Origin of the sequence: Nocardia sp. NPDC050712, from assembly GCF_040654295.1 — a bacterium.
GTDB lineage: Bacteria > Actinomycetota > Actinomycetes > Mycobacteriales > Mycobacteriaceae > Nocardia.
Genome location: NZ_JBFAHT010000001.1, coordinates 1,290,427 through 1,313,221 on the forward strand (window position 1 = coordinate 1,290,427; position 22,795 = coordinate 1,313,221).

11 protein-coding genes are annotated in these 22,795 nt (G+C 70.3%); all 11 read left to right on the top strand.

The window, feature by feature from the left end:
* The first annotated feature begins 10 nt into the window (after positions 1-10).
* Entirely contained in the window at positions 11-892 is an 882-nt protein-coding gene (dapF, locus tag AB0H76_RS06245; RefSeq protein WP_357320459.1) for a diaminopimelate epimerase, read from the top strand.
* Positions 893-1,011: 119 nt separating this feature from the next.
* The gene (locus tag AB0H76_RS06250; protein WP_357318095.1) at positions 1,012-1,479 is read left to right on the top strand and encodes a hypothetical protein; all 468 of its coding nucleotides are present in this window, start codon (positions 1,012-1,014) and stop codon (positions 1,477-1,479) included.
* A 391-nt stretch (positions 1,480-1,870) separates the two neighbouring features.
* On the top strand, positions 1,871-3,463 hold the full coding sequence (gene hflX, locus AB0H76_RS06255; RefSeq protein WP_357318098.1) for a GTPase HflX: 1,593 nt from the start codon (positions 1,871-1,873) through the stop codon (positions 3,461-3,463).
* A gap of 451 nt (positions 3,464-3,914) precedes the next feature.
* Positions 3,915-4,724, top strand: a complete 810-nt coding sequence (locus AB0H76_RS06260; RefSeq protein ID WP_357320462.1) for a lysophospholipid acyltransferase family protein — start codon at positions 3,915-3,917, stop codon at positions 4,722-4,724.
* A gap of 221 nt (positions 4,725-4,945) precedes the next feature.
* Complete coding sequence (locus AB0H76_RS06265; protein ID WP_357318101.1) at positions 4,946-5,944, top strand: alpha/beta hydrolase family protein; 999 nt, start codon at positions 4,946-4,948, stop codon at positions 5,942-5,944.
* A 160-nt stretch (positions 5,945-6,104) separates the two neighbouring features.
* Entirely contained in the window at positions 6,105-7,250 is a 1,146-nt protein-coding gene (locus AB0H76_RS06270) for an acyl-CoA dehydrogenase family protein (RefSeq protein WP_357318104.1), read from the top strand.
* A 196-nt stretch (positions 7,251-7,446) separates the two neighbouring features.
* Complete coding sequence (locus AB0H76_RS06275; RefSeq protein ID WP_357318107.1) at positions 7,447-8,163, top strand: hypothetical protein; 717 nt, start codon at positions 7,447-7,449, stop codon at positions 8,161-8,163.
* Between the two features lie 87 nt (positions 8,164-8,250).
* The gene (locus AB0H76_RS06280) at positions 8,251-9,285 is read left to right on the top strand and encodes an iron chelate uptake ABC transporter family permease subunit (protein WP_357318110.1); all 1,035 of its coding nucleotides are present in this window, start codon (positions 8,251-8,253) and stop codon (positions 9,283-9,285) included.
* A complete protein-coding gene (locus AB0H76_RS06285) occupies positions 9,282-10,337 on the top strand; it encodes an iron chelate uptake ABC transporter family permease subunit (protein ID WP_357318112.1) in 1,056 nt (351 codons plus the stop codon). The genes AB0H76_RS06280 and AB0H76_RS06285 overlap by 4 nt, the downstream gene beginning before the upstream one ends.
* A gap of 26 nt (positions 10,338-10,363) precedes the next feature.
* Entirely contained in the window at positions 10,364-11,206 is an 843-nt protein-coding gene (locus AB0H76_RS06290) for a siderophore-interacting protein (protein ID WP_357318115.1), read from the top strand.
* A 118-nt stretch (positions 11,207-11,324) separates the two neighbouring features.
* Positions 11,325-22,775, top strand: coding sequence for an amino acid adenylation domain-containing protein (locus AB0H76_RS06295; RefSeq protein ID WP_357318118.1), 11,451 nt, complete (start codon positions 11,325-11,327; stop codon positions 22,773-22,775).
* Positions 22,776-22,795 lie beyond the last annotated feature (20 nt).

Here is a 22,795-nt window from a genome sequence, read left to right on the forward strand (position 1 = left end):
CATGGCCGACATCGAGTTCACCAAGGGGCACGGCACCCAGAACGACTTCGTGGTGCTGCCCGACCTCGATGTCCGCCTGGACCTGAGCGTGGCGCGGGTGGCCGCCCTGTGCGACCGCCAGCGCGGTATCGGCGCGGACGGCGTCCTGCGGGTGGCGCGGGCCGGGGCGCTGCGCGACGCGGGTGTGCTCGACGAGATTCCCGAGGGCGTGGCCGCCGGGGACTGGTTCATGGATTACCGCAACGCCGACGGTTCGATCGCCGAGATGTGCGGTAACGGTGTGCGGGTCTTCGCGCACTATCTGGCGGCCAAGGGCCTGGAGACCCGGGCCGAATACGTGGTCGGTAGCCGCGGGGGCGCGCGGCCGGTCGTCGTGCACGCCGCCGACGCGGTCGACGGCGAGGTCACCGTGGCCATGGGCCCGGTCCGCGAACTCGGCCCCTCCACCGCGACCATCGCCGGCGGCGCCTATCCGGGCATCGGCATCGACGTCGGGAATCCGCACCTGGCCTGCGTGGACCCCAGCCTGACCGCCGAGGCGCTGACCAAACTCGATCTCAGCGTCTCCCCGGGGTTCGATCCGGAACTGTTCCCGCGCGGGGTCAATGTCGAGATCCTGACGCCGCTGGGCCCGGACGGCGCGGTGGACATGCGCGTCTACGAGCGCGGCGTCGGCGAAACCCGTTCCTGCGGAACCGGAACCGTGGCCACCGCCGCGGCGGCGCTGGCGCACCGGGGTTTCCGGATCCAGGAGGACACCGGGCAGGTCATCGTGCGCGTGCCCGGCGGTCAGGTCACCGTCGCGATCGCCGACGGCGCGGCCACTCTGCGTGGCCCGTCGGTGCTCGTGGCGACCGGTCACCTCGCGGGCGCATGGTGGGACGGCCTGTAACCCCTTCGTGTCGCAGGTCCGGCTAACGAATGACCGGCAGCGACCGACGATAGGAGTGGGCGGCAGCGATGCCGGGGCTCGAACAGTACGTGCACCACACCATCTGGGAAGGAACACGCATGTCCAGCCGATTCGCACTTCTCTCTTGTTCGCTCGCCGCGGTGGCCGCGGGCGTCTGCGCGACCGCCGCGCCGGCCCTCGCCGACAGCGATCTCGACAAGTACACCCCGTTGAACCCGGCCGACTATCTGGTCGCGGACCCGGTCTACAAGGGCACCGCCTTCTTCAAGACCCCCGACGGCCGCCACTGCGCCATCTACTGGAACAACGGCTACACCGGCTGCGACGCGGTCTCGCTGGACGCGCCCGCGGGCACCAACCAGCTGCGGGTCGCGCGCTGGGAGGCGGCCAATTTCCTCTACTCGGCCGAGCAGACCTACACCCACCCGGACGCCGAGGTGCTGCCCGAAGGGCACAAGATCACGCACGATCAAACCACCTGTGGCATCGGCTATCAGGGCACTGTGAGCTGCGAGGTCGTCGATCACGGGTTCACGCTGTCGGCGGTCTACAGCGTTCTGCACTGAGTTCGCGATGTCCGCCCGGAGAAAAACCGGATGCGGACCCACACCCTCCGCCGGTACGGTTGGCGGCATGTACGGGAACTTCGTAGCACGCATCTGGTCTGTCACGACCGTCGCCGGTCGCTGAAACGCGGCCCGGAGCACGGCAATTCGTTTCGCCCGTGCCCCCGGTGCGTGATCCGACGCGTGACGTCGGCCCGACCCCGGTAGTAGCGCGGCCCGCCGAGATCTCGGCGGGCCGGACGCGCACCACCGTTCCGTGCCTCAGCAACGGTCCCGGCCCGTCGCCGGACAATCCGATCTCGCCAACCTGACGCTGTCCGATTCATCCCAGGACGCGCCGTAGATCTTCGGCGTGCACCATGGCGTGGCAACGTGGCAGCATGGAGGACGTATGACGAACTCAGAGACTTTCGATATGACTCCGGCCGACGGTGAAAACTCCACCGATCAGGCCGAGAGCACCGCGGACTCCCGCGACGCGGTCGCCGAGCACGCGGCCCGCATGGCCGCGCGCGAAGAGCGGCTCAAGGACACCGCCCACGCCGGGTGGGCCACCGATACCGGCGGGCACGAGCCCACCGTCGGTGAGATGCAGCTCGACGAGCGCAGCTCGCTGCGCCGCGTGGCCGGGCTGTCCACCGAGCTCACCGACATCACCGAGGTCGAGTACCGGCAGCTGCGCCTGGAGCGCGTGGTGCTGGTCGGTGTCTGGACCACGGGCACGGCCGCGCAGGCCGACGCGAGCATGGCCGAACTGGCGCTGCTCGCCGAGACCGCCGGCTCGGAGGTGCTCGAGGCGCTGATCCAGCGCCGCGACAAGCCCGACCCGGCCACCTACATCGGTTCCGGCAAGGCCGAGGAGCTGCGCGCCGTCGTCCTGGACAGCGGCGCCGACACGGTGATCTGCGACGGTGAACTGACCCCGGCCCAGCTGACCGCGCTGGAAAAGGTGGTCAAGGTCAAGGTGATCGACCGGACCGCGCTGATCCTGGACATCTTCGCCCAGCACGCCACTTCCAGCGAGGGCAAGGCGCAGGTCGCGCTGGCCCAGATGGAATACATGCTGCCGCGACTGCGCGGCTGGGGTGAGTCCATGTCCCGGCAGGCCGGTGGCCGCGCGGGCAGCAACGGCGGTGTGGGCCTGCGTGGTCCCGGTGAGACCAAGATCGAAACCGATCGCCGGCGCATCCGCGAGCGGATGGCCAAGCTGCGCCGCGAGATTCGCGAGATGAAGACGGCCCGCGACACCAAGCGAGCGCGCCGCACCGGCAGCGGCATCCCGTCGGTCGCGATCGTCGGCTACACCAACGCGGGCAAGTCGAGCCTGATGAACAGCCTGACCGGCGCCGGCCTGCTGGTGCAGGACGCGCTGTTCGCCACCCTGGACCCGACCACCCGCCGGGCCGCGCTCGACGACGGCCGCGAGGTCGTCTTCACCGACACCGTCGGTTTCGTGCGGCACCTGCCGACCCAGCTGGTCGAGGCCTTCCGCTCCACCCTGGAGGAGGTGACCGGCGCCGACCTGCTGCTGCACGTCGTCGACGGTTCCGACCCGATGCCCTCGGGTCAGATCCAGGCGGTGCGCGAGGTGATCACCGATGTGATCAAGGAGCAGGGCACCGTCGCGCCGCCGGAACTGCTGGTGGTCAACAAGATCGACAACGCAGACCCGACGGAGCTGACCCGCCTGCGCGGCCTGCTCCCGGACGCGGTGTTCGTCTCCGCCCGCACCGGTGCGGGTCTGAGCGATCTCCGCGACCGTCTCGCCGAAGTCCTCGGTGGCCTCGACGTGGAGGTCAGCGTGCTGCTGCCCTACACCCGCGGCGATCTCCTCGCCCGCGTGCACGCCGACGGCCGGATCATCGACTCCACCCATGAGGAGGGTGGCACGCGGGTACACGCCCGGGTGCCGCATTCCCTGGCGGCGGCGTTGTCGGAGTACGCGCACGCGTCCACCAATGGGGCGGGCCCCGATCCGGAGTAGCGGTCGGCGACTGGCATTTTCGTGCGAACGGCCGCGCAAGTGTGCGCGGCCGTTCGCGTTTCGGGCGGATTCCGCACGAAAATGCCACTTCCCGGGCTCGAGCGGCTAGTAGTCGGCTACCGGCCGACCCGCGCCGCCCGAGCCTGTGCCGTCCTTGCGTACCTCCGCTTCGGTGCGACGGATTCGGCGACGCGGCAATGATCTTGTGCCCGGCTCGGCGCGGTCTCGCCGCGTCGCACGTCGGGTTTCAGCGCACCTCATCGGGTACCCCTCACCTATAACTTGTTGCAGTCGCATTTGGTAATCTGTGGCGCACACGGCCGTATCTATCTGCGGCGCAGGGGAAATCATTCCAATACGACGATGTGCTGGGATCCGACATTCGATGGGGACACCGATGCCTGAATCCTTGCCTGTGAAGGCAGTTCTGTCCGATGGGGCACCGCTCGAGGTGCGGTTGAGCGAGACCGACAAACTGGTGATCGAGGCGATCACCGCGCCGACCCGAGCCTGGACCAGCCCGCGTTTCTACGGTCTGGACAACATTCCCGCCGACGGCCCGGTGCTGCTGGTCGGTAACCACACCCTGATGGGCGGCCTGGACGCGCCGTTGCTGCTGCCCGAGGTGCTGCGGCGCCGTGGCCGGCTGCTGCGCGGGCTCGCCGAGGACGTGCTGATCGGGGTGCCGGGGCTGCGGGAGTTCCTGCACCACTTCGGGATCGTGCGCGGCAACCGCCGCAACTGCATGGCGCTGTTGCGCCGCGGCGAGGCGCTGATCGTCTTCCCGGGTGGCGGGCGCGAGGCGGTCGGCCGTAAGGGGCAGCAGAAGTACGTGCTGGATTGGCGCGGCCGGACCGGGTTCGCGCACATGGCGATCGAGACCGGCGCGACCATCGTGCCGATCGCGATGATCGGCGGCGACGACGTCTACGACATCGTCTTCGACGGTCAGCATCCGGTGATGAGCCCGCTGCGCAAGGTGGTCGAGGCGGTCGGGCTGAAATCCAATCTGACCCCGCCGCTGATCCGCGGGCTGGGGCCGACGCTGATTCCACGCCCGGAGCGGTTCTATTTCTCGGCGGGCGCGCCGATCGATCCGCAGGCCTGGCGCGACGGGGCGAACGCCGACGCCGCCGCGACCGAACTCCGGGATGTGGTGCGCAAGGCGCTGGAGGAGGAGATCAAGTTTCTGCTCGCCGAGCGGGATCGGGATCCGGGCCGCACGCTGAGCGGCCGGTTGCGCGGGCTGCTGCCGGTGTGAATCCGGTCGCATTTCCGCGCCGAGGCCGTGGGGTGCGGTCCCCGCTCGGCCTGGCCGAAGACCGCACGGAGCACGGCGTCGGCGAATCGTTACGCCGCGCGCCTGATGGTCCGCTGAGAATCAGATAGGCAATCTCTCAGCAACCGTTCCGTACGGTTGTCGCCATGTCTTGGATCAGGAAATCGGCGGTTCTAGCAGGTGCGATAGCAATAGCGTGCGGCGTGAGCGCGACCGGCGCCGCGGTCGCAGTGACCGCCGGGGACCCGATCATCGCCTCCGGAAAACTGCTGGGTTCGCCGCGCTCCGGCGACGGTTCCCACATCGCGAGCTATGACATCGTCGACGATCGCACCATCACCCTCCAGGTCTATTCGGCCGCGATGGGCAAGGACATCGAGGTCGACGTGCAGCGCCCGCGCGACACCTCGGCCCCGCGCCCGACGCTCTACCTGCTCGCCGGCGCGGGCGGCGGCGAGGACAAGGCGACCTGGCAGGCGCAGACCCAGGTTCCGCAGTTCCTCGCCGGTCAGGACGTGAACGTCATCCAGCCGGTCGGCGGCAAGTTCAGCTACTACACCGACTGGATCGCGGACGATCCGGAGCTCGGCGCCAACAAGTGGAAGACCTTCTTCACCGAGGAGCTGCCGCCGCTGGTCGACGGCGCGCTCGGGACCAACGGCGCCAACGCGATCGCCGGGCTGTCCATGTCGGGCACCTCGGTGCTGCAATTGGCCGAGGCGAAGCCGGGCCTGTTCGGGTCGGTCGCGTCCTACAGCGGTGCGGCGCAGATCAGTGATCCGGTCGGCTACGACTTCGTCAGCACCGTGGTGCGGGCCGGCGGCGGCGATCCCGACAACATGTACGGCCCCAAGGGTGACCCGCGGTGGGCCGAGAACGATCCGCTGCTGCACGCCGAACGGCTGCGCGGCACGAACCTGTTCATCTCCAGCGGTTCCGGGCTGCCCGGCCCGTGGGACACCCTCGACGGTGCGCACGCGCTGCCCGGCCCCGGCGGCCTGGCGAACCAGGTGACCGTGGGCGGCGCGCTCGAAGGCGCGACCAACTGGGGTTCGCACAACCTGCAGAACCGGCTGACCGAGCTGGGCATCCCCGCCACCTACGACTTCACCCCCGTCGGCACGCACTCCTGGGGTTACTGGCAGGACGCGTTCCTGAAGTCGTGGCCCGTGCTCGCGCAGGGCCTCGGCCTGCCTTCCTGAGTCCGTCTTCCCACTTCAATTGCCCCACCTGGTCGCTTCCGGGCCAGGTGGGGCAATTGTTCGCGCCCCAGAAGTGAACTGTGGTTCTCGTTCGGGGTACCGTGTGAGACAACGACGGGTCGGTGTGGACCGCCCCGGATGTGGTCACTAGGAGGTTGGTGTGGAGCGCACACTGTTCGAGCCCGAACACGATTTGTTCCGGGAGTCGTTCCGCAAGTTTCTCGATCAGCATGTCGCCCAGAACCACGCGAAGTGGGAAGAGCAGGGCATCGTCGACCGTGATGTCTGGCTCGAGGCGGGTAAGCAGGGCTTCCTCGGCATGGCCGTGCCGGAGGAGTTCGGCGGCGGCGGGGTCAAGGACTTCCGGTACAACGCCATCGTCACCGAGGAGACCGTGAACGGTCAGTACTCGGGGCTGGGCTTCACGCTGCACAACGACGTCATCGCGCCGTACCTGCTGGAGCTGGCCAACGACGAGCAGAAGCAGCGCTGGCTGCCCGGCTTCTGCTCCGGCGAGATCATCACCGCCATCGCGATGACCGAACCCGGCACCGGTTCGGACCTGCAGGGCATCAAGACGCGCGCGGTCAAGGACGGTGACGACTGGATCCTCAACGGCGCCAAGACCTTCATCACCAACGGCATCAACTCCGACATCGTCATCGTCGTGGCCCAGACCGACCCCGAGAAGGGGGCGATGGGCTTCAGCCTGCTGGTCGTCGAGCGCGGCATGCCCGGCTTCGAGCGCGGCGCCAATCTCGACAAGCTCGGCCTCAAAGCCCAGGACACCGCGGAACTCTCGTTCACCGACGTGCGCGTGCCCGGCAAGAACCTGCTCGGCACCGAGGGCATGGGCTTCATCCACCTCATGCAGAACCTGCCGCAGGAGCGTCTGTCCATCGCCGTCATGGCCGCCGGTGCGATGGAGGCCTGCCTGAACATGACCATCCAGTACGTCCGGGACCGCAAGGCCTTCGGCAAGCCGATCGGCGCCTTGCAGAACACGCGTTTCGTCCTGGCCGAGCTCGCCACCAAGACCACGGCCGTGCGCCTCATGGTCGATCGGTTCATCGAGGATCTCAACGCCGGCAAGCTCTCCGTCGAGGACGCGGCCATGGCCAAGTGGTGGAGCACCGAGGAGCAGGTCGACCTGATCGACCGCTGCCTGCAGCTGCACGGCGGCTACGGCTACATGAAGGAATACCCAATCGCCAAGGCCTACATGGACGCTCGCGTCCAGACCATTTACGGCGGCACCACCGAAATCATGAAGGAGATCATCGGCCGCTCGCTGAAGCTGAGCTGACTCTTCCTCTTTCACCGATGGCCGCACAGTTCTCCTGTGCGGCCATCGGTGTTTGCTATGACCCTGTCCCTGGATACGTAGGTCCCCATTGCGTTACCAATCAGGTTAGGCTAACTTTACCGACGCATGCCGGGTATTAGCCGGGTACGCGCGGGACTGTCGAAATAGAGTGAGGGATAGGTACAGCACGATGAGGATGAGGAACTTCGCTGCGGCGTCGATGATCACGATCGCCGCTTTGACGGTTGCCGGCGGCACCGCCGGCGCCGCACCGGCTCCGGTGGCTCCGGAGGGCGGGTTCAGCGTGCCGATCGTGCCCGGCAAGATCAACTACACCACCAACAACGATGGTAACTCCGCCGTCATCACCACCGACGCGGGCAGCCTCGAGGTCAAGGACGGCCAGTTCCGAATCCTGTCTCCTGCAGGCGGTATCGTCGGCGGCGTGCCGCTCGAGGTGAACGTCGACGACATCGTCTACCCGGTGCGCGCCACCATCGAGGGCAACAAGGCCACCCTGACGCCGGTCGTGGAGGGTGCGTTCTACCGCCCGGCCATGGCCGCGCCGAAGGAGATCTCCAACAAGGCCGCCGAGCAGCGCGAGCAGGCCGCCTGGTCCAAGTTCGGTAGCCGCCTGTCGGTGGGCGCCGCGGTCGGCGCGATCGTCGGCGCGATCGGCGCGGCCGTTGTCGGCTGTGTTGCCGGTGGTGTGCTCGGCCTGGGTCTGACCCTGCCGGTCGCCCTGCTGCTCGGCGGCGGCCCCATCGCGGGTTGCCTCGCCGGTGCCATGACCCTGGGCCCGCTCGGCGCCATGGCCGGCACCATCGTGGTCGGCGCCCCGGTCGCGATCGCCGCGGCGATCGAGTACTTCAGCACGGTCAACGCGCCGCTGCCGCCGGAGCCCGCCAAGTAGCGTTTGTGTAGTGCACGCGGTTTCGGCCGGTGCGTCCCTGACGGGCGCACCGGCCGCAGCCGTTTGGTCTGGGAGTAGGAGAGGGCAGTGGTCGAAACACCCACGGTCGCAACGGTGACCACCGGGTTGGCGGCACGGCGAACGCTGTGGCTGCTGGTAGGGGTCGGCCTGCTCGCGGTGGTCTGTGTGCTGAGCCTGATGATCGGGGCCCGCGATATTCCGATGGGCACCGCCTGGGATGCGCTGTGGCACTTCGACGGATCCGATGATCACGTCGTGGTCCGGTCGCTGCGCCTGCCCCGCACCGTGCTCGCGGTGATCGTCGGTGCGGCACTGGGTGTTTCGGGTGCGCTGATCCAGGCGATGACGCGTAACCCGTTGGCGGACCCCGGAATCCTCGGTGTCAACGCGGGTGCGGGATTCTTCGTCGCGCTGGGTGTGGCGGCCTTCGGGCTCACCAGCGTGTGGTCCTACGTGTGGTTCGCCTTCCTGGGCGCGGCCGTGGTGACGGTGGCGGTGTACGCGCTGGGCTCACTGGGTCGCGGTGGGGCGACGCCGATCCGGCTGACGCTCGCGGGCGTCGCGCTGGGTGCCGTCCTCACCGGTGTCACCATGGGCCTGATGCTGCTGGACCCCGACACCTTCGACCAGATGCGCTTCTGGAACGCGGGCACCGTCGCCGGGCGCGGTCTGGAGATCGTGTGGCCGATCTCGGCGTTCATCGTGGTCGGCCTGATCGTGGCGCTGGGGGTGGCGCGTCCGTTGAACGCGCTGGCGCTCGGTGAGGATCTGGCCCGCTCGCTCGGCATCGACATCCTGCGCACGCGCGTGCTCGCGGTGCTCGCGGTGACGCTGCTGTGTGGCGCGGCCACCGCGGCGGCGGGCCCGATCGGCTTCGTCGGCTTGATGATTCCCCATGTCGCGCGCTGGATCGTCGGCCCGGACCAGCGCTGGATCCTGCCCTACTCGATGGTCGGCGCGCCGGTGCTGCTCCTGGTCGCCGACATTCTCGGCCGCGTCATCGTCCGGCCGGACGAGCTGGCGGTGGGCATCGTGACCGCGTTCGTCGGCGCGCCCGTGCTGATCGCCCTGATTCGACGGAAGAAGGTGAGCGCGCTGTGAAGACGGCTCCGCGTGTGGATTTCGGCCGCCGGACCGTGGTGCTCCGCGCGGGCGACCGGTTTTCGTTCCGGGTCGGCCTGCGCACACCCGCCGTGATCGCGGTCCTGCTGCTCGCCTGCGCCGTGGTCGCGGTGCTCGCGCTGGGCACCGGCGACTATCAGCTGGCGCCGAAGACGGTGGTGCAGGCGGTCTTCGGTGATTCGACGCGGCTGGCCGAGTTCGTGGTGATGGACCTGCGGATGCCGCGGGTGCTGCTGGCGTTGCTGCTGGGCGCGGCGCTGGGCGCCAGCGGCGCGATCTTCCAGTCGCTGACCCGCAACCCGCTGGGCAGTCCCGACGTGATCGGCTTCAACACCGGCGCCTACACCGGCGCCCTGGTGGTCATGCTGATCTTCGGCGGCGGCTACCGCCAGACCGCCACCGGCGCGCTGGTCGGCGGAATCCTCACCGCCGCCATCATTTACGGACTCTCCTACAAGGGCGGCATGCAGGGCTTCCGGCTGATCATCGCCGGTATCGCGATCAGCACCATGCTGCAATCGGTCAACGTGTGGCTGCTGCTGAAGGTCGACGTGAACACCGCGATGGCGGCCGCGGTGTGGGGTTCGGGCTCGCTGACCGGGCTGGACTGGGACCAGGTCACGCCCGTCGCCGTCGCCCTGGCGGTGCTGCTGCCGGGCGTGCTGTGGCTGGCCTACCGGATGCCGCTGCTCGAACTCGGTGACGACACCGCGCAGGCGCTGGGCCTGCGCCTGGAACCGACTCGGCTGACAGCGGTGCTGGTGGGTGTGGCGCTCACCGCCGTGGCCACCGCCGCCGCGGGCCCCATCGCGTTCTTGTCCCTGGCCGCACCGCAATTGGCTCGCCGGCTGACGCGCTCGGCCACGGTGGCGCCCGCGCCGGCGGCCGCGCTGGGCGCTCTGCTGCTGTTGCTCAGCGATTGGATCGCCCAGCGCGCCTTCGCGCCGACCCAGCTGCCGGTCGGCGTGGTGACGGTGTCGATCGGCGGCGCGTACTTCGTGTGGCTGCTGGCCCGCGAGGCCCGACGGTAAACAACCTGCAGGAAAGGACAGTGCCGATGACTGTGAGTACCCATGTGGAGCGGATCGCCGAGGTGCGGGCCGGATCCGGTGGCGAGAAGGTGCCCTATCCGATCGGCCTGCGGGAGCTGGAGGTGCTGCGGACCCGGATGGTCGGATCGGCGCTGCTGCGCTTGACCTTCGGCGGCCCCGAGCTCGCGGGCTTCGAGAGTCACGCGCCCACCGAGCACATCCGGTTGATCTTCCCCGATGCCGACGGCTCGCTGCGGCTGCCGGAGAAGGTCGGGCTGAGCATGAAATGGCCCCGGCCGCTGCCGATTTCGCGCGAGTACACGGTGCGCCGCTTCGATGCCGGCGCGGGCGAGCTGGATATCGACTTCGCGCTGCACCCCGGTGGTTTCGCGGCCGGCTGGGCGGCGGCTGTCACGCCGGGGACGCGGGTGTACATCGCCGGTCCGCCGGGTGGTCTCGTGGTGCCCGACACCTACGACCGGTACCTGCTGGCCGGTGACATCACCGCGCTGCCCGCGATCGCGCGCTGGCTGGAAGCCTTACCCGCCAACGCCGGTGGGTGGGCGTTCCTCGAAGTCGCCGACGCCTCCGAGGTGATCGATATCGCAGCGCCGCCGGGAGTGCAGGTGCACTGGCTCTACCGCGACGGCGTGGCCGCCGGGCACTCCGAGGTGCTCGTGCGGGCCGTGCAGGCGCTCACGCCGCCGGTCGGCGAGCGGGTGTACGCCTGGGTCGCGGGTGAAGCCGTGACGGTGCGTCCGCTGCGCCGCTGGCTGCGTGCGGACTTCGGGCTGGACCCGGCGGATCACTCGGTCACCGGCTATTGGAAGCGCGGCGTCGCCGATTTCGAAGAAGCGCACGAGCACTAGTGAGTTAGCGCGCGACCGCTCGACTGGGTTCCAGTTTCTATGCCACATAGTTTAGGCTCATTAAGGTTAGGGTTGCCTATCTTGAAGGTGATCATGTTCTGAGGATGAGGAGTTCGGTGTGGGTGCGCTGCCAGGTGTGGATTCCGAAGCCGGTGGCGTGCGGGTGTTTTCGCTGACCGGCGCGCAGCTCGGGATCTGGAACGCCCAGCGCCTGGACCCGGAATCGCGCAGCTACCTCGTCGGCGAGGTCCTCGAGATCTCCGGCGCCGAACCGATCGACATCGAGCTGCTCACCGCGGCGATCCGGCGGACCATCGGCGAAGCCGAGACGATGCGCCTGCGGATGATCGAAACCCCGGAGGGGCCAAGGCAATTCGTCAGCGCCGCGGCGGCGGACCTGCGGCCGATCGCGGATCTGCGCGCCGAGGCCGACCCGGTCACCGTCGCCCATGCCCTGGTCGACGCGGAACGTGGCCGCGCCTCGGAGTACTGCCGGCACATGGTCGACCGCCAGCTCTACACCTATCAGCTGATCCGGCTCACCGATCGCGAAGTCTGGTGCGTGCAGCTCTACCACCATCTGATCGTCGACGGCTACAGCGCGGCCATGCTGTCGCGGCGGGTGGCGGCCCACTACACCGGACTGGTTCGCGAGACCGAGGTGCCGCCGGTCGGTTTCGGCTCGATCGAGACCCTGGTCGCCGAGGACGAGCAGTACCGCGCGGGTGCCCAGTTCGAGGGTGATCGCGCCTACTGGCGAGACCTGCTCACCCCGCTGCCCGCCCTCGACAACCGGGGGCAGCGCGTCGACGGTCCCGCGGAACGCACCATCCAGGCCCGCGCCGTGCTCTCGGCCGCCGACCTGGAGCGGGTGCGCGCGGTGGCCGCCGCCACCGGCACCACCTGGGCCGAGGTGCTGATCGCCTGCTACGCGGGCTTCGTGCACCGCCTGCTCGGCGAATCCGACGTGGTGATCGCTATGCCGCTCATGGCCCGGGTCGGGCGCACCGCGCTGACCACCCCCGCCATGGCGGTCAACGTGCTGCCGCTGCGCTTGACGGTGCGCAGCCACGACACCCTGGCCGCGCTGAGCAAGCAGGTCGCCGACGCGATGCGCGGCGTGCGCGCGCACCAGCGCTACCGCGGTGAGAATCTGGCCCGCGACCTCGGCGCGGCGGGCACCGGTGCGCTGCTGCACGGCATCGGCATCAATCTCAAGGCCTTCGACTTCGCCCTGGACTTCGCGGGCGCGGTAGGCGTGCTGCGGAACGTGGCGGGCGGGCCCCCGGAAGACCTGGGGCTCACCGTGACGCCGATCGCCGACGGCGAGGTGCAGCTCGGATTCGAGGTCGACGCGCGCACCAACGACCATGCCGCCGTGCAACGGCGGATCGGTGGACTGGTCCGCATCATTCAGGGGCTCACCGAGTCCGGCGATCCCTCGATCGGCCGGGTGGAACTGTCCGCCGCCGGGGACGGCCCGCGGATCCTGGCCGAGCGGGCCGCACCCGCACTGCCCGGCGCCGTCGAGGACGTGCCCAGCGCCCTGAACCGGCTCGCACAGCAGGCGCCGGACTCGGTGGTGCTGGTGTGCGGTGCGCAACGGCTCACCGCGGCGGAGCTCGCGGGCCGGGCGCACCGGCTGGCGCGCGCCCTGCGCGCCCGCGGTCTCGGCCCGGACGACCTGGTCGCGATCGCGCTGCCGCGCACCGCGGATCTGGTCGTGGCGCTGCTGGCGGTGCTCGACGCCGGGGCGGCCTACGTGGCCCTGGACCCCGAGCACCCGGTGCAGCGGCTGCGCGCCATCATCGACGACGCCCGTCCCGCGCTGGTGCTGAGCGACGCCGCACTCGCCGAGCAGCTGTCCGGCGACGATCGCCCCGAACCTGTCCGGCTGGAGTCGGATTCGTTCACCGCCGAGCTCGCCGCGCAGTCGGACGAGCCGCTGACCGCCGCCGAACTCGCGGCGCCGCGCGACGCCGAGCACCTGGCCTATGTCATCTACACCTCCGGCTCCACCGGCACGCCCAAGGGCGTCCTGGTGCGCACCGGGGGACTGGCGCACCTGCTGCACCACCACCGATCGACGATCTACGCCGAGGCCGCCGACCGCGCCGGCGATCGGCAACTGCACACCGCGCACACCGCGTCGTTCGCCTTCGACGCCTCCCTGGATCAGCTGCTGTGGCTGCTGTGCGGGCACCGCGTGCACGTCTACGACGCCGAATTGCAGCGGGACGCGGCGGCTTTGGTCGCGACCTTCGCGCGCGACGCCATCGATGTCATCGACACCACCCCGTCGATGGCGGCCGCCCTGGTCGACAACGGCATGCTCACCACCGCGCGCCCGCGGCTGCTGGTCATCGGCGGTGAGGCGGCGCCACCGGCGCTGTGGGACACCATCCTCGAGGCCGGCATCGACGCGCACAATCTCTACGGCCCCACCGAGGCCACCGTCGACGCGATCGGGACCGCGATCTCCGGCCCTACCCCGCGCATCGGCCGTCCGCTCGCGGGCACTCGCACCTATCTGCTGGACAGCGCGCTGCGTCCCGTCGCCGACGGCGAACGCGGCGAACTCTATTTGGCCGGACCGCAATTGGCGCGCGGCTACCTCGGCCGCCCGGCCGTCACCGCGGACCGCTTCGTCGCCGACCCGTTCGGCGCGCCCGGCGAGCGCATGTACCGCACCGGGGACCGGGCCCGCTGGGTGCCGGGCCTGGGCTACGACTTCCTCGGCCGCAACGACAAGCAGGTCAAGATCCGGGGCCACCGCGTCGAATTGAGCGAGGTGGAAGCGGTGCTCGGCGCGCTGCCGGGCGTCGCCGCCGCGGCGGCCGTCCTCACGACGACCACACCGGCCCAGCTCATCGGCTATGTCGTCGCCGCCACCGGGGTGACGCTGCCGCCTGCCGACGAACTGCGCCGCACCCTGGCCGCCGACGTCCCCGACCACCTGGTGCCCGCGGCGCTCGTGCTGCTCGATGAGCTCCCGGTGACCGTGAACGGCAAGCTGGATCGCGCCGCACTGCCTGCCCCGCAACTGGATTCGCACGGCCGGGCGCCGCGCACGGACCGCGAACGGGTGCTGTGCGAGGTGGTCGCCGAGGTGCTCGGCCGGCCGCGCGTCGGCATCGACGACGACTTCTTCGGACTCGGCGGCGACAGCATCACCGCCATCAGCGTGAGCAGCCGCCTGCGTGGCCGCGGCCTGATCCTGCAACCGAAAGAACTGCTGGCCCAGCGTGATCTGGCGACCCTCGCGGTGCAGGCGAGCGCCGTCGAAGCCGACGAGGCGCCGCGCACCCCCGACGTCGCCACCGGCACGGTGCCGGTCCCGCCGATCGTGCGCGCGCTGTTCGAGCGCAACCCCGATCTCACCGCCGTCGCCGGATATGCCCAGTGGACAGCGGTTCTCGTCGACGAAGCGCTCGCACAGGCCGATCTGATCGCGGGCGTGCAGACCATCCTCGACCGGCACGACGCGTTGCGCCTGCTGCTGCGCCGGGCCGCGGACAGTGGTGCGGCGGATCTGATCATTCGTGATGTGGGCGCGGTGGCCGCCGTCGACATCGTCACCGAAGCCCAGCTCGACGCTGCGGCACAGGCAAGCGATGAGATGCAGGCTGCGGGATCGCAGGGGTTCGAGGGCGATGCGTTGCGATCGGCGGTGATGGGCTCGCCGGAGTCGGTGGCGGCAGTCGATGACGCCGTCCGTCGAGTTGCGGAGCGAGCTGCCGATCTGCTTGATCCGCATGCTGGTGACGTGCTTCGAATCATCCTGTTGCGCAATACATCTGGACCGGATCAGCTGCTGGTCGTGGCTCATCATCTCGTCGTGGACGGTGTATCCTGGCGCATCCTGCTCCCGGACCTGCACGACGCGTGCACCGCGGCTCGGGAGCGGCGGACGGTGCCCGCGTTCCCGGCGAGCACCTCGTGGCGACGGCACGCCACCGTCCTGGCCGAGCAGGGTGCCGCGGGTGCCCGGCGTCCGGAACTGGCCTACTGGCAGCAGGCGCTGCAAGACGCCGCCCCGCTGGGTGCGCGGGGACTGTGCCCGACCCGGGACACCGTCGAAACCGCGGCGCGGACACACACTTTCGCCTCGCCGGATCTGACGCACGCGTTGCTGACGACCCTGCCGAACTCCTACCGGGCGCGCGTCGACGAGGTGCTGCTGGCGGCGCTGCTGCTGGCGCTGCGTTCGTGGCGCGCGACCCGCGGCGAGCAGGGCGCGGCGACTCAGCTGGTGTCGGTCGAGGGCCACGGGCGCGACGCGCTCACGCCCGACACCGATTTCGCGCGGACCATCGGCTGGTTCACCAGCGAATACCCGGTCCGGGTTCCCACCGGCGCGATCGAGGCCGACACCGACCTGTCCGACGCGCTGGGCGGCGGCGCCGCCGCCGGACGCCTGCTGCGCGCGGTGAAGGAAGCCAAGCGCGCGGTCCCCGACGGGGGTGTCGGCTTCGGCGTGCTGCGCTATCTCGATCCCGAGACCGCGCCCGTGCTCGCCGAGCACGCGGCGCCGGAACTGCTGCTCAACTACCTGGGCCGATTCCCCGCACTGCCGGGCACCGGATGGCGACTACCCGAGCAGGACCCGTTCGCCGTGTACGAACCGCGGGCCAAGGCGCTCTCGGAAGTGCTGGCGCTCAACGTCTTCGTGCACGAGGACGGTGCCGCGCGGCTGGCGGTCGAATGGACCGCGGCCGCGAACGTGCTCGACGCCGCCAGTGTGGCCGAACTCCAGGAACAGTGGGAACTGGCGCTGGAAGCGCTGGCGACGCACGCGGTGCTGGCGCCGGGCGGCCTGACCCCCGCGGACTGCCCCGAGGTCGAGGTCGATCAGGACGGCATCGATGAACTCGAAGCGCTGCACGGCCCGCTGGCGGACCTGCTGCCGCTCTCGCCGCTGCAAGAAGGCCTGCTGTTCCACGCGATTCGCGACGGCGAGAACGATGTCTACACGCTGACCGCGCGTTTCGATCTGACCGGTCCGCTCGACGCCGACCGGCTCGTGCAGGCCTTCGACCAGGTGGTCGCGCGGCACTCGAACCTCGGCGCGGCCTTCCACTACGAGCAGTTCGACCGGCCGGTGCAGGCGATCCCGCGTGACGTGCGGGTGCCGTGGCGCCACGTCGACCTCTCCGCGCTGCCCGCGCGCGCGGCGCTGCGGTCCGCGGACCGGCTCGAAGACGAAGTGGCGGCACAGCTTTTCGACGTGTCCACCGCACCGCTGTTGCGGGCGTTGCTGATTCGCCTGCCCGGCGACACGCACCGGCTCGTGCTCAACGCCCACCACCTGCTCACCGACGGCTGGTCCACGCCGATCATGGTGCGGGAACTGCTGTCGCTGTACCACGCCGCCGGGGCGGAAGAGCTGTCCACGCCCGCGCACTATCGCGACTATCTGCGGTGGATCGAAGACCGTGATCACGAAGTGGCACAGCGGATCTGGGGCGAACGTCTCGCGGACCTGGCCGAGCCGACACTGGTCGGCGTGCCCGACGCACGCGGCCCCCGTTCCGCCGTGCGGGTGCCGCTGCCCGAGCAGACGGCCGCCGCGCTGAGCGCGCTGGGCCGATCCCGGGCACTGACCCTGAACACCCTCGTGCAGGGCACCTGGGCGGCGGTACTCGCCGAACTCACCGGCCGCTCCGACGTGGTCTTCGGCGCGACCGTCTCCGGCCGCCCCGCCGACCTGCCCGGTGTCGAAACCATGGTCGGCCTGTTCAGCAACACCATTCCGGTCCGCCTGACCATCGATCCCGCACGGCCGCTACTGGACCAGTTCACCCGCCTCCAGGACGCGCAATTCGAGATCCAGGAGGTGGAGCACACCGGCCTCGCGGAAGTCGAGCGTATCGCGGGCCTCGGCACCCTCTTCGACACCCTGGTCCTGTTCGAGAACTTCCCGAACTCCGGCCCCGGACAACCGGAATCACACGAACTCCGCGTAACCGGCTTCACCAACCGCGGCGTCACCCACTACCCGATCACCCTCCTGGCCCCGCCTAGCGCCGGCCTGGACCTGATCCTGGACCACGACACCACCGCCGTCCCCGCCGAACTCATAGACCGAACCGCCACCAGACTCGTCGAGATCCTCACGGCGCTGGTCGCCGACCCGGACCAGACCGCCGCCACCCTCTTGACCGCCGCCCCCGACCCAGTCGTGGTCGCCAACCGTCGGTCCGCATCTCGCGCGCGTGTGCTGGATACCGGTGTCCGCCGGGATGACGTGAGCCCCGCTGAGGTAGGAGACCACCCGGGTGAGGTGGACAGCTACAGGGATGAGTTGAATGGCCGCGACGGCAGCGTGATCGGTCGCCGTGACGGCGGTGGGGGGCACACGGGTAACGCGGACAGCCGCTCGGGCGACGTGGGCGGCGCGCGGTCGAGCGAGCTGGTCGATGCGGTGCGCACTTGCGCGGCACGGATTCTCGAAGTCACCGAGGTCGGTCCCGACGACGACTTCTTCAGTCTCGGTGGGCACTCGCTGACGGCGATGCGCCTTGTCGGCGCGCTGCGCAAGCTCGGTGTGCGGATCGTGGTCGCCGATATCTTCGACGCGCCTACCGCTCGCGGGCTTGCGGCCTGCGCGGTGGTGGATCCGGTGCGTTGGGAGCAGACGCGTTCCGCCGCACAGGTGTCGAGCGCGAACGGTGTCGGCGATGCCGATCGCACCGGCAACCACGACGCGACCGCAACCGGCCGGCCGCTGCGGGGCGGCAACTCGGCGAAGAAGGATTCGGCCGGAAACGGTGCCGTTGTCGCCAGTGGGATCGGGTTCGCGCCGGACCCTGCCCGGCGCACGGAAGCGCCGCAGGGTGTGGCCGTCACTTTTGCCGAGCAGGTGGCGCGGACGCCCGGTGCCACCGCTCTGATCAGCGGGGGACAGGCTCTCACCTACCGCGAACTCGGTGCCCGCGTGAACGACCTGGCCCGGCGGCTGTCTGCGGCCGGGGCGGGCCCGGAAACGGTTGTCGCCGTGGCTCTGCCGCGGTCGGCCGATCTGGTGGTCGGCTTGCTCGCGGTGCTGCGGGTCGGTGCGGCGTATCTGCCGCTCGATGTCGACTATCCGGCGCAGCGCCTGGCGTACATGCTCGACGACGCGCGGCCGCTGTGCGTGCTGACCAGTGCGACGGTCGCCGATCGGCTGCCCGGCGCGGCGCCGCGGACGGTGCTGGTCGACAGCGCGGAGCCGGTCGAGGTCGTGCTGCCCGAGCCGATGCCCGCGGGTGCGCATCTCGCGTACGTCATTCACACCTCCGGATCGACCGGCAACCCCAAGGGCGTGCTGATCAGCACCGCCAATCTGGCCGCGTTCGCCGAGACAGTGGTGGCGGACGGCTGGATCCGGGCCGGTGACCGGTTCGTCGCGGTCACCACCGTGTCCTTCGACATCGCGGTGCTGGAACTGCTCTGCCCGCTGACCGCGGGCGCGACCGTGATCGTCGCCGACCGTCCGACCGTGCTCGATCCGGATGCGTTGCACGCCTTGATCGCCGAGCACGATGCCACCGTGGTGCAGGCGACGCCGTCGCTGTGGCGGGTGCTGGTCGAGCACGAGGACGCCGAGCGGCTCGGCTCGGTCCGCGCCCTCGTGGGCGGCGAAGCGCTGCCCGCCGATCTCGCGGTGGACATGGTCACGCACTGCGCCGCGGTGCGCAACGTCTATGGCCCCACCGAGGTCACGGTGTGGGCCACGGCCGCCGAACTGACTCAGGGTGACCCGGTCACGATCGGCGCACCGTGGACCGACGTCCACGTCCGAATCCTCGACGACGAACTGTGCGAGGTCTCCGAGGGCGAGCTGTATCTCGGTGGCGCACAGGTCGTCCGCGGCTACCTGAACCGTCCCGCCATGACCGCCGGCCGTTTCGTGGCAGACCCGAGCCGCCCCGGCCGGCGGCTGTACCGCACCGGTGATCTGGTGCGCCGCAACGACGTCGGACTCCGCTTCCTCGGCCGCGCCGACGACCAGGTCAAGGTCCGCGGCTTCCGCATCGAACTCGGCGAGGTCGAAACCGCCCTGCGCCGCGTACCGGGTGTTACCGGAGCCGCCGCCTGCGTGCGCGCCGATTCCGCCGGTACCGGAAGGCTTTTCGGCTACGTCGTCACCGCGGACGGTGCCGCACTCGATCCCGCGACAGTGCGGTCGCATCTGGCGACACTGCTGCCGGAATATATGGTGCCGCAGTCGATCACGACGGTGCCCTCGCTGCCGCTCACCCTGAACGGCAAGCTCGACCGTAAGGCGCTGCCCGACCCGACCGCCCCACGCGGAACAAATAGCCTGGTGGACGACACGTCCCAGGCAGAACCACTTCTGGCCCTGGACGCCGCCGCCCGATCCCGCCTGGACGCCCTCGCCCCGAACTGGACCGAGGCCCTACCGCTCGGCCCCCTCCAAGAGGGCATGTACTTCCAGTCGATCCTGGACAGCGCCGCGGGCAGCGACGCCTACCACATGCAGCCCCGATTCACCTTCGCCGCAACGGAATCCGGTGCCCCGGCTGTCGACGTCCCGGCCCTGCGCGCGGCCGCCGACGCACTGCTGCGCCGCTACCCGAACCTGCGGGCCGGTTTCACCCACGCGGGCTTCGCGCAGCCGGTCCAGTTCATCCCGGCCACCGCCAGCGTCCCGTTCCGGGAAACCGATCTCACGGCGGTCCCGGAGTCCGAAGTCGCCGCGGCGCTGAAAGATCTGGATGCCGAAGAGTTCGCGATCCCGTTCGACTACACCGCGCCGCCCCTGATCCGGATGACGCTGGCGTGGTTGCCGGGCGGCCGCGCCTACCTGGTGTGCACCCAGCATCACCTGCTCACCGACGGCTGGTCGCAAACCCTGATGTATCGCGAGCTGTTCGCGCTCTACGAGCAGGCCCGCGCCGGCGGCACCGAGCTGGACACCGTCCTGCCCGCTCCCGCCGATTTCCGCGACCACCTGCGCTGGCTCGCCGAAACCGACAGCGCCGCCGCGGAAGCCGCGTGGTCGGCCTATCTCGCCGAGCTGCGGCAACCGACCCTGGTCGCCACCAAGCAGCCCGCCGAGAAGGCGGCGCTGCCGGTGTTCACCCGGACCGGCCTGTCCGCGGGCACCACGGCCGCGCTGCACGCGTTCGCCCGGGAGGCGCGGGTCACCCTGTCCACCGTGGTGTCCACGGCCTGGGGTCTGGCGCTACGAGCGACCACCGGTGCGGACGACGTCGTCTTCGGCGCGACCGTCTCGGGCCGCTCCCCGGAGGTCCCCGACGCGGATCGGATGGTGGGCCTGGCGCTGAACACCGTGCCGGTCCGGGTCCGCACCGGCCCCGGCGAAGCGCTGACCGACCTGATGCGCCGGGTGTTCCGGGAGCAGGGCCGCCTCACCGACCATCACCAGCTCGGCCTGGGCCGCATCCAGCGGGCGGCGGGTGTTCCGGTCCTGTTCGACACCCTCACCGTCTTCCGCAATGTGCCCCGCGACACCGCGGCGCAGTCGGAGATGTTCCAGCGCAACGGCATCACGGGCTTCGACGCGATCGACGGCACGCACTACGCGATCACCCTCGACATCGAACCGGGTTCGCCGACCACACCGCTGGCGATCACCTGTGAGCACCGGCCCGACCTGGTCGCCGACGACGAAGCCGCCGCGCTCCTGGCCCGGCTGGTAGCTGTCCTGGAACTGATCACGGTGAAAACCGCGGCCCGCGTGGCCGACACGCTGGTCCCCGCGGCGAGCACGCCACTGGAGTACGCCCCGGCCCGGGGCGAGGTCCCGCTGCCCGGTCAGCCGGGCGGCAGCGTCGACGCGCTGCTGCGCGAACGCGCCACGGCGACCCCGGACGTGATCGCCCTGGTCTGCGGCCCGGTGTCGCTCACCGCCCGTGCGCTCGACACCCGCGTGGACCGCCTGGCCCGCGTGCTGGCCGCCACCGGCGTGGGCACCGGCGACACCGTCGCCCTGGCCCTGCCGCGCACCGCCGACCACGTGGTGGCGATCTTCGCGGTGATGCGCACCGGCGCGGCGTACCTGCCGCTGGATCTCGCGCATCCGCCGGCCCGCCTGCGGGACCTGATCGCGGACAGCGCTGCCGCGGCGGTCCTTTCGACGACCGCCGAGGCCCGCGACCTGCTCGACGACCGCCACCACGCGGTCCTGCTCGACGACCCGGCGGTCGCCGCCGTGCTCGACGGGCACGCCCCCGCACCCGCGGTGGCCGAGACCGCGGTCCGCGGCCCGGTCAGCGCCGATCAGCCCGCCTACGTCATCTACACCTCGGGTTCGACGGGTAAGCCGAAGGGCGTCGTGGTCGGCCATCGCGGCTTGACCGCGATGTATCACAATCACGTCGACGAGATCTTCCGTCCCACCGAGCGTTCCGCGAACCGCGGCCGGCTGCGGATCGCGCACACCGTGTCCTTCTCCTTCGACATGTCCTGGGAGGAACTGTTCTGGCTGCTGGCCGGGCACGAGGTGCACGTCATCGACGAGCGCGCGCGCCTGGAGCCGACGGCGCTGGTGCGGCACTACCGCGCGGTCGGCATCGATGTCATCAACGTGACGCCCTCCTACGCAAGGGAACTCATCGCGGGCGGTTTGCTCGACGGCGAGTACATCCCGGCGCTGGTGATCCTGGGTGGCGAGGCGGTGCCCGCCGACCTGTGGACCCGGCTGCGCGAACAGCCCGGCGTCGACGGCTACGACCTCTACGGGCCGACGGAATTCACCATCAACGCCATGGGCTCGCCGGTGCGAGGCTCGGAAACCCCGTGCCTGGGCCGACCGGTCCGCAATGCCCGTGCGCGCGTGCTGGATTCGGGTCTGCGGGAGGTCCCGATCGGCGCGGTCGGTGAGTTGTACATGGCCGGTGACGGTGTCGCGCTCGGCTACCTGGATCGCCCCGGCCTGACCGCCGCGGCGTTCGTCCCCGACCCGTTCGCGGCCGACGGCGCCCGTATGTACCGCACCGGAGATCTGGTGTGGCGCAGGCGCGATGGCCAGTTGCAGTACCTCGGGCGCGGCGACCACCAGGTGAAGATCCGTGGTGTGCGCATCGAGCTGGGCGAGGTCGAGGCCGCGCTGGCCGCCTGCGACGGCGTGCGCCGGGCCGCGGCGAACGTGCGCCGCGACAGCGCGGGCACGGCCCGCCTGGTGGGATACGTGGTCCCCGAACCGGGCCGGACCATCACGGATCTGCGCCCGGAACTGCGCAAGCGGCTACCCGCCCAGCTGGTGCCGTCCGACGTCGTGGTCATCGCCGCGGTCCCGTTGACCCCCAACGGGAAACTCGACCGCGCCGCGCTGCCCGCACCTCCGGAGCGCGCCACCACCAACGGTCCCCGCACGGCCACCGAACGCGACCTGTGCGCGGTCTTCGCCCGCGTCCTCGGTGTCGCCGAGGTCGCCGACGTGGAGGACAGCTTCTTCGACCTGGGCGGTGATTCGTTGCGCGTGATGCGTCTGGTCGGCGAACTGGAACGGGAATTCGGCGTCACCCTCGCGGTCGGCACCGTCCTGGCCCAGCCGACGGTCGCCGACCTGGCCGCGGTCCTGTCGACCACCCGAGCCTGAGCCCCAGCAAGGGGCTTACC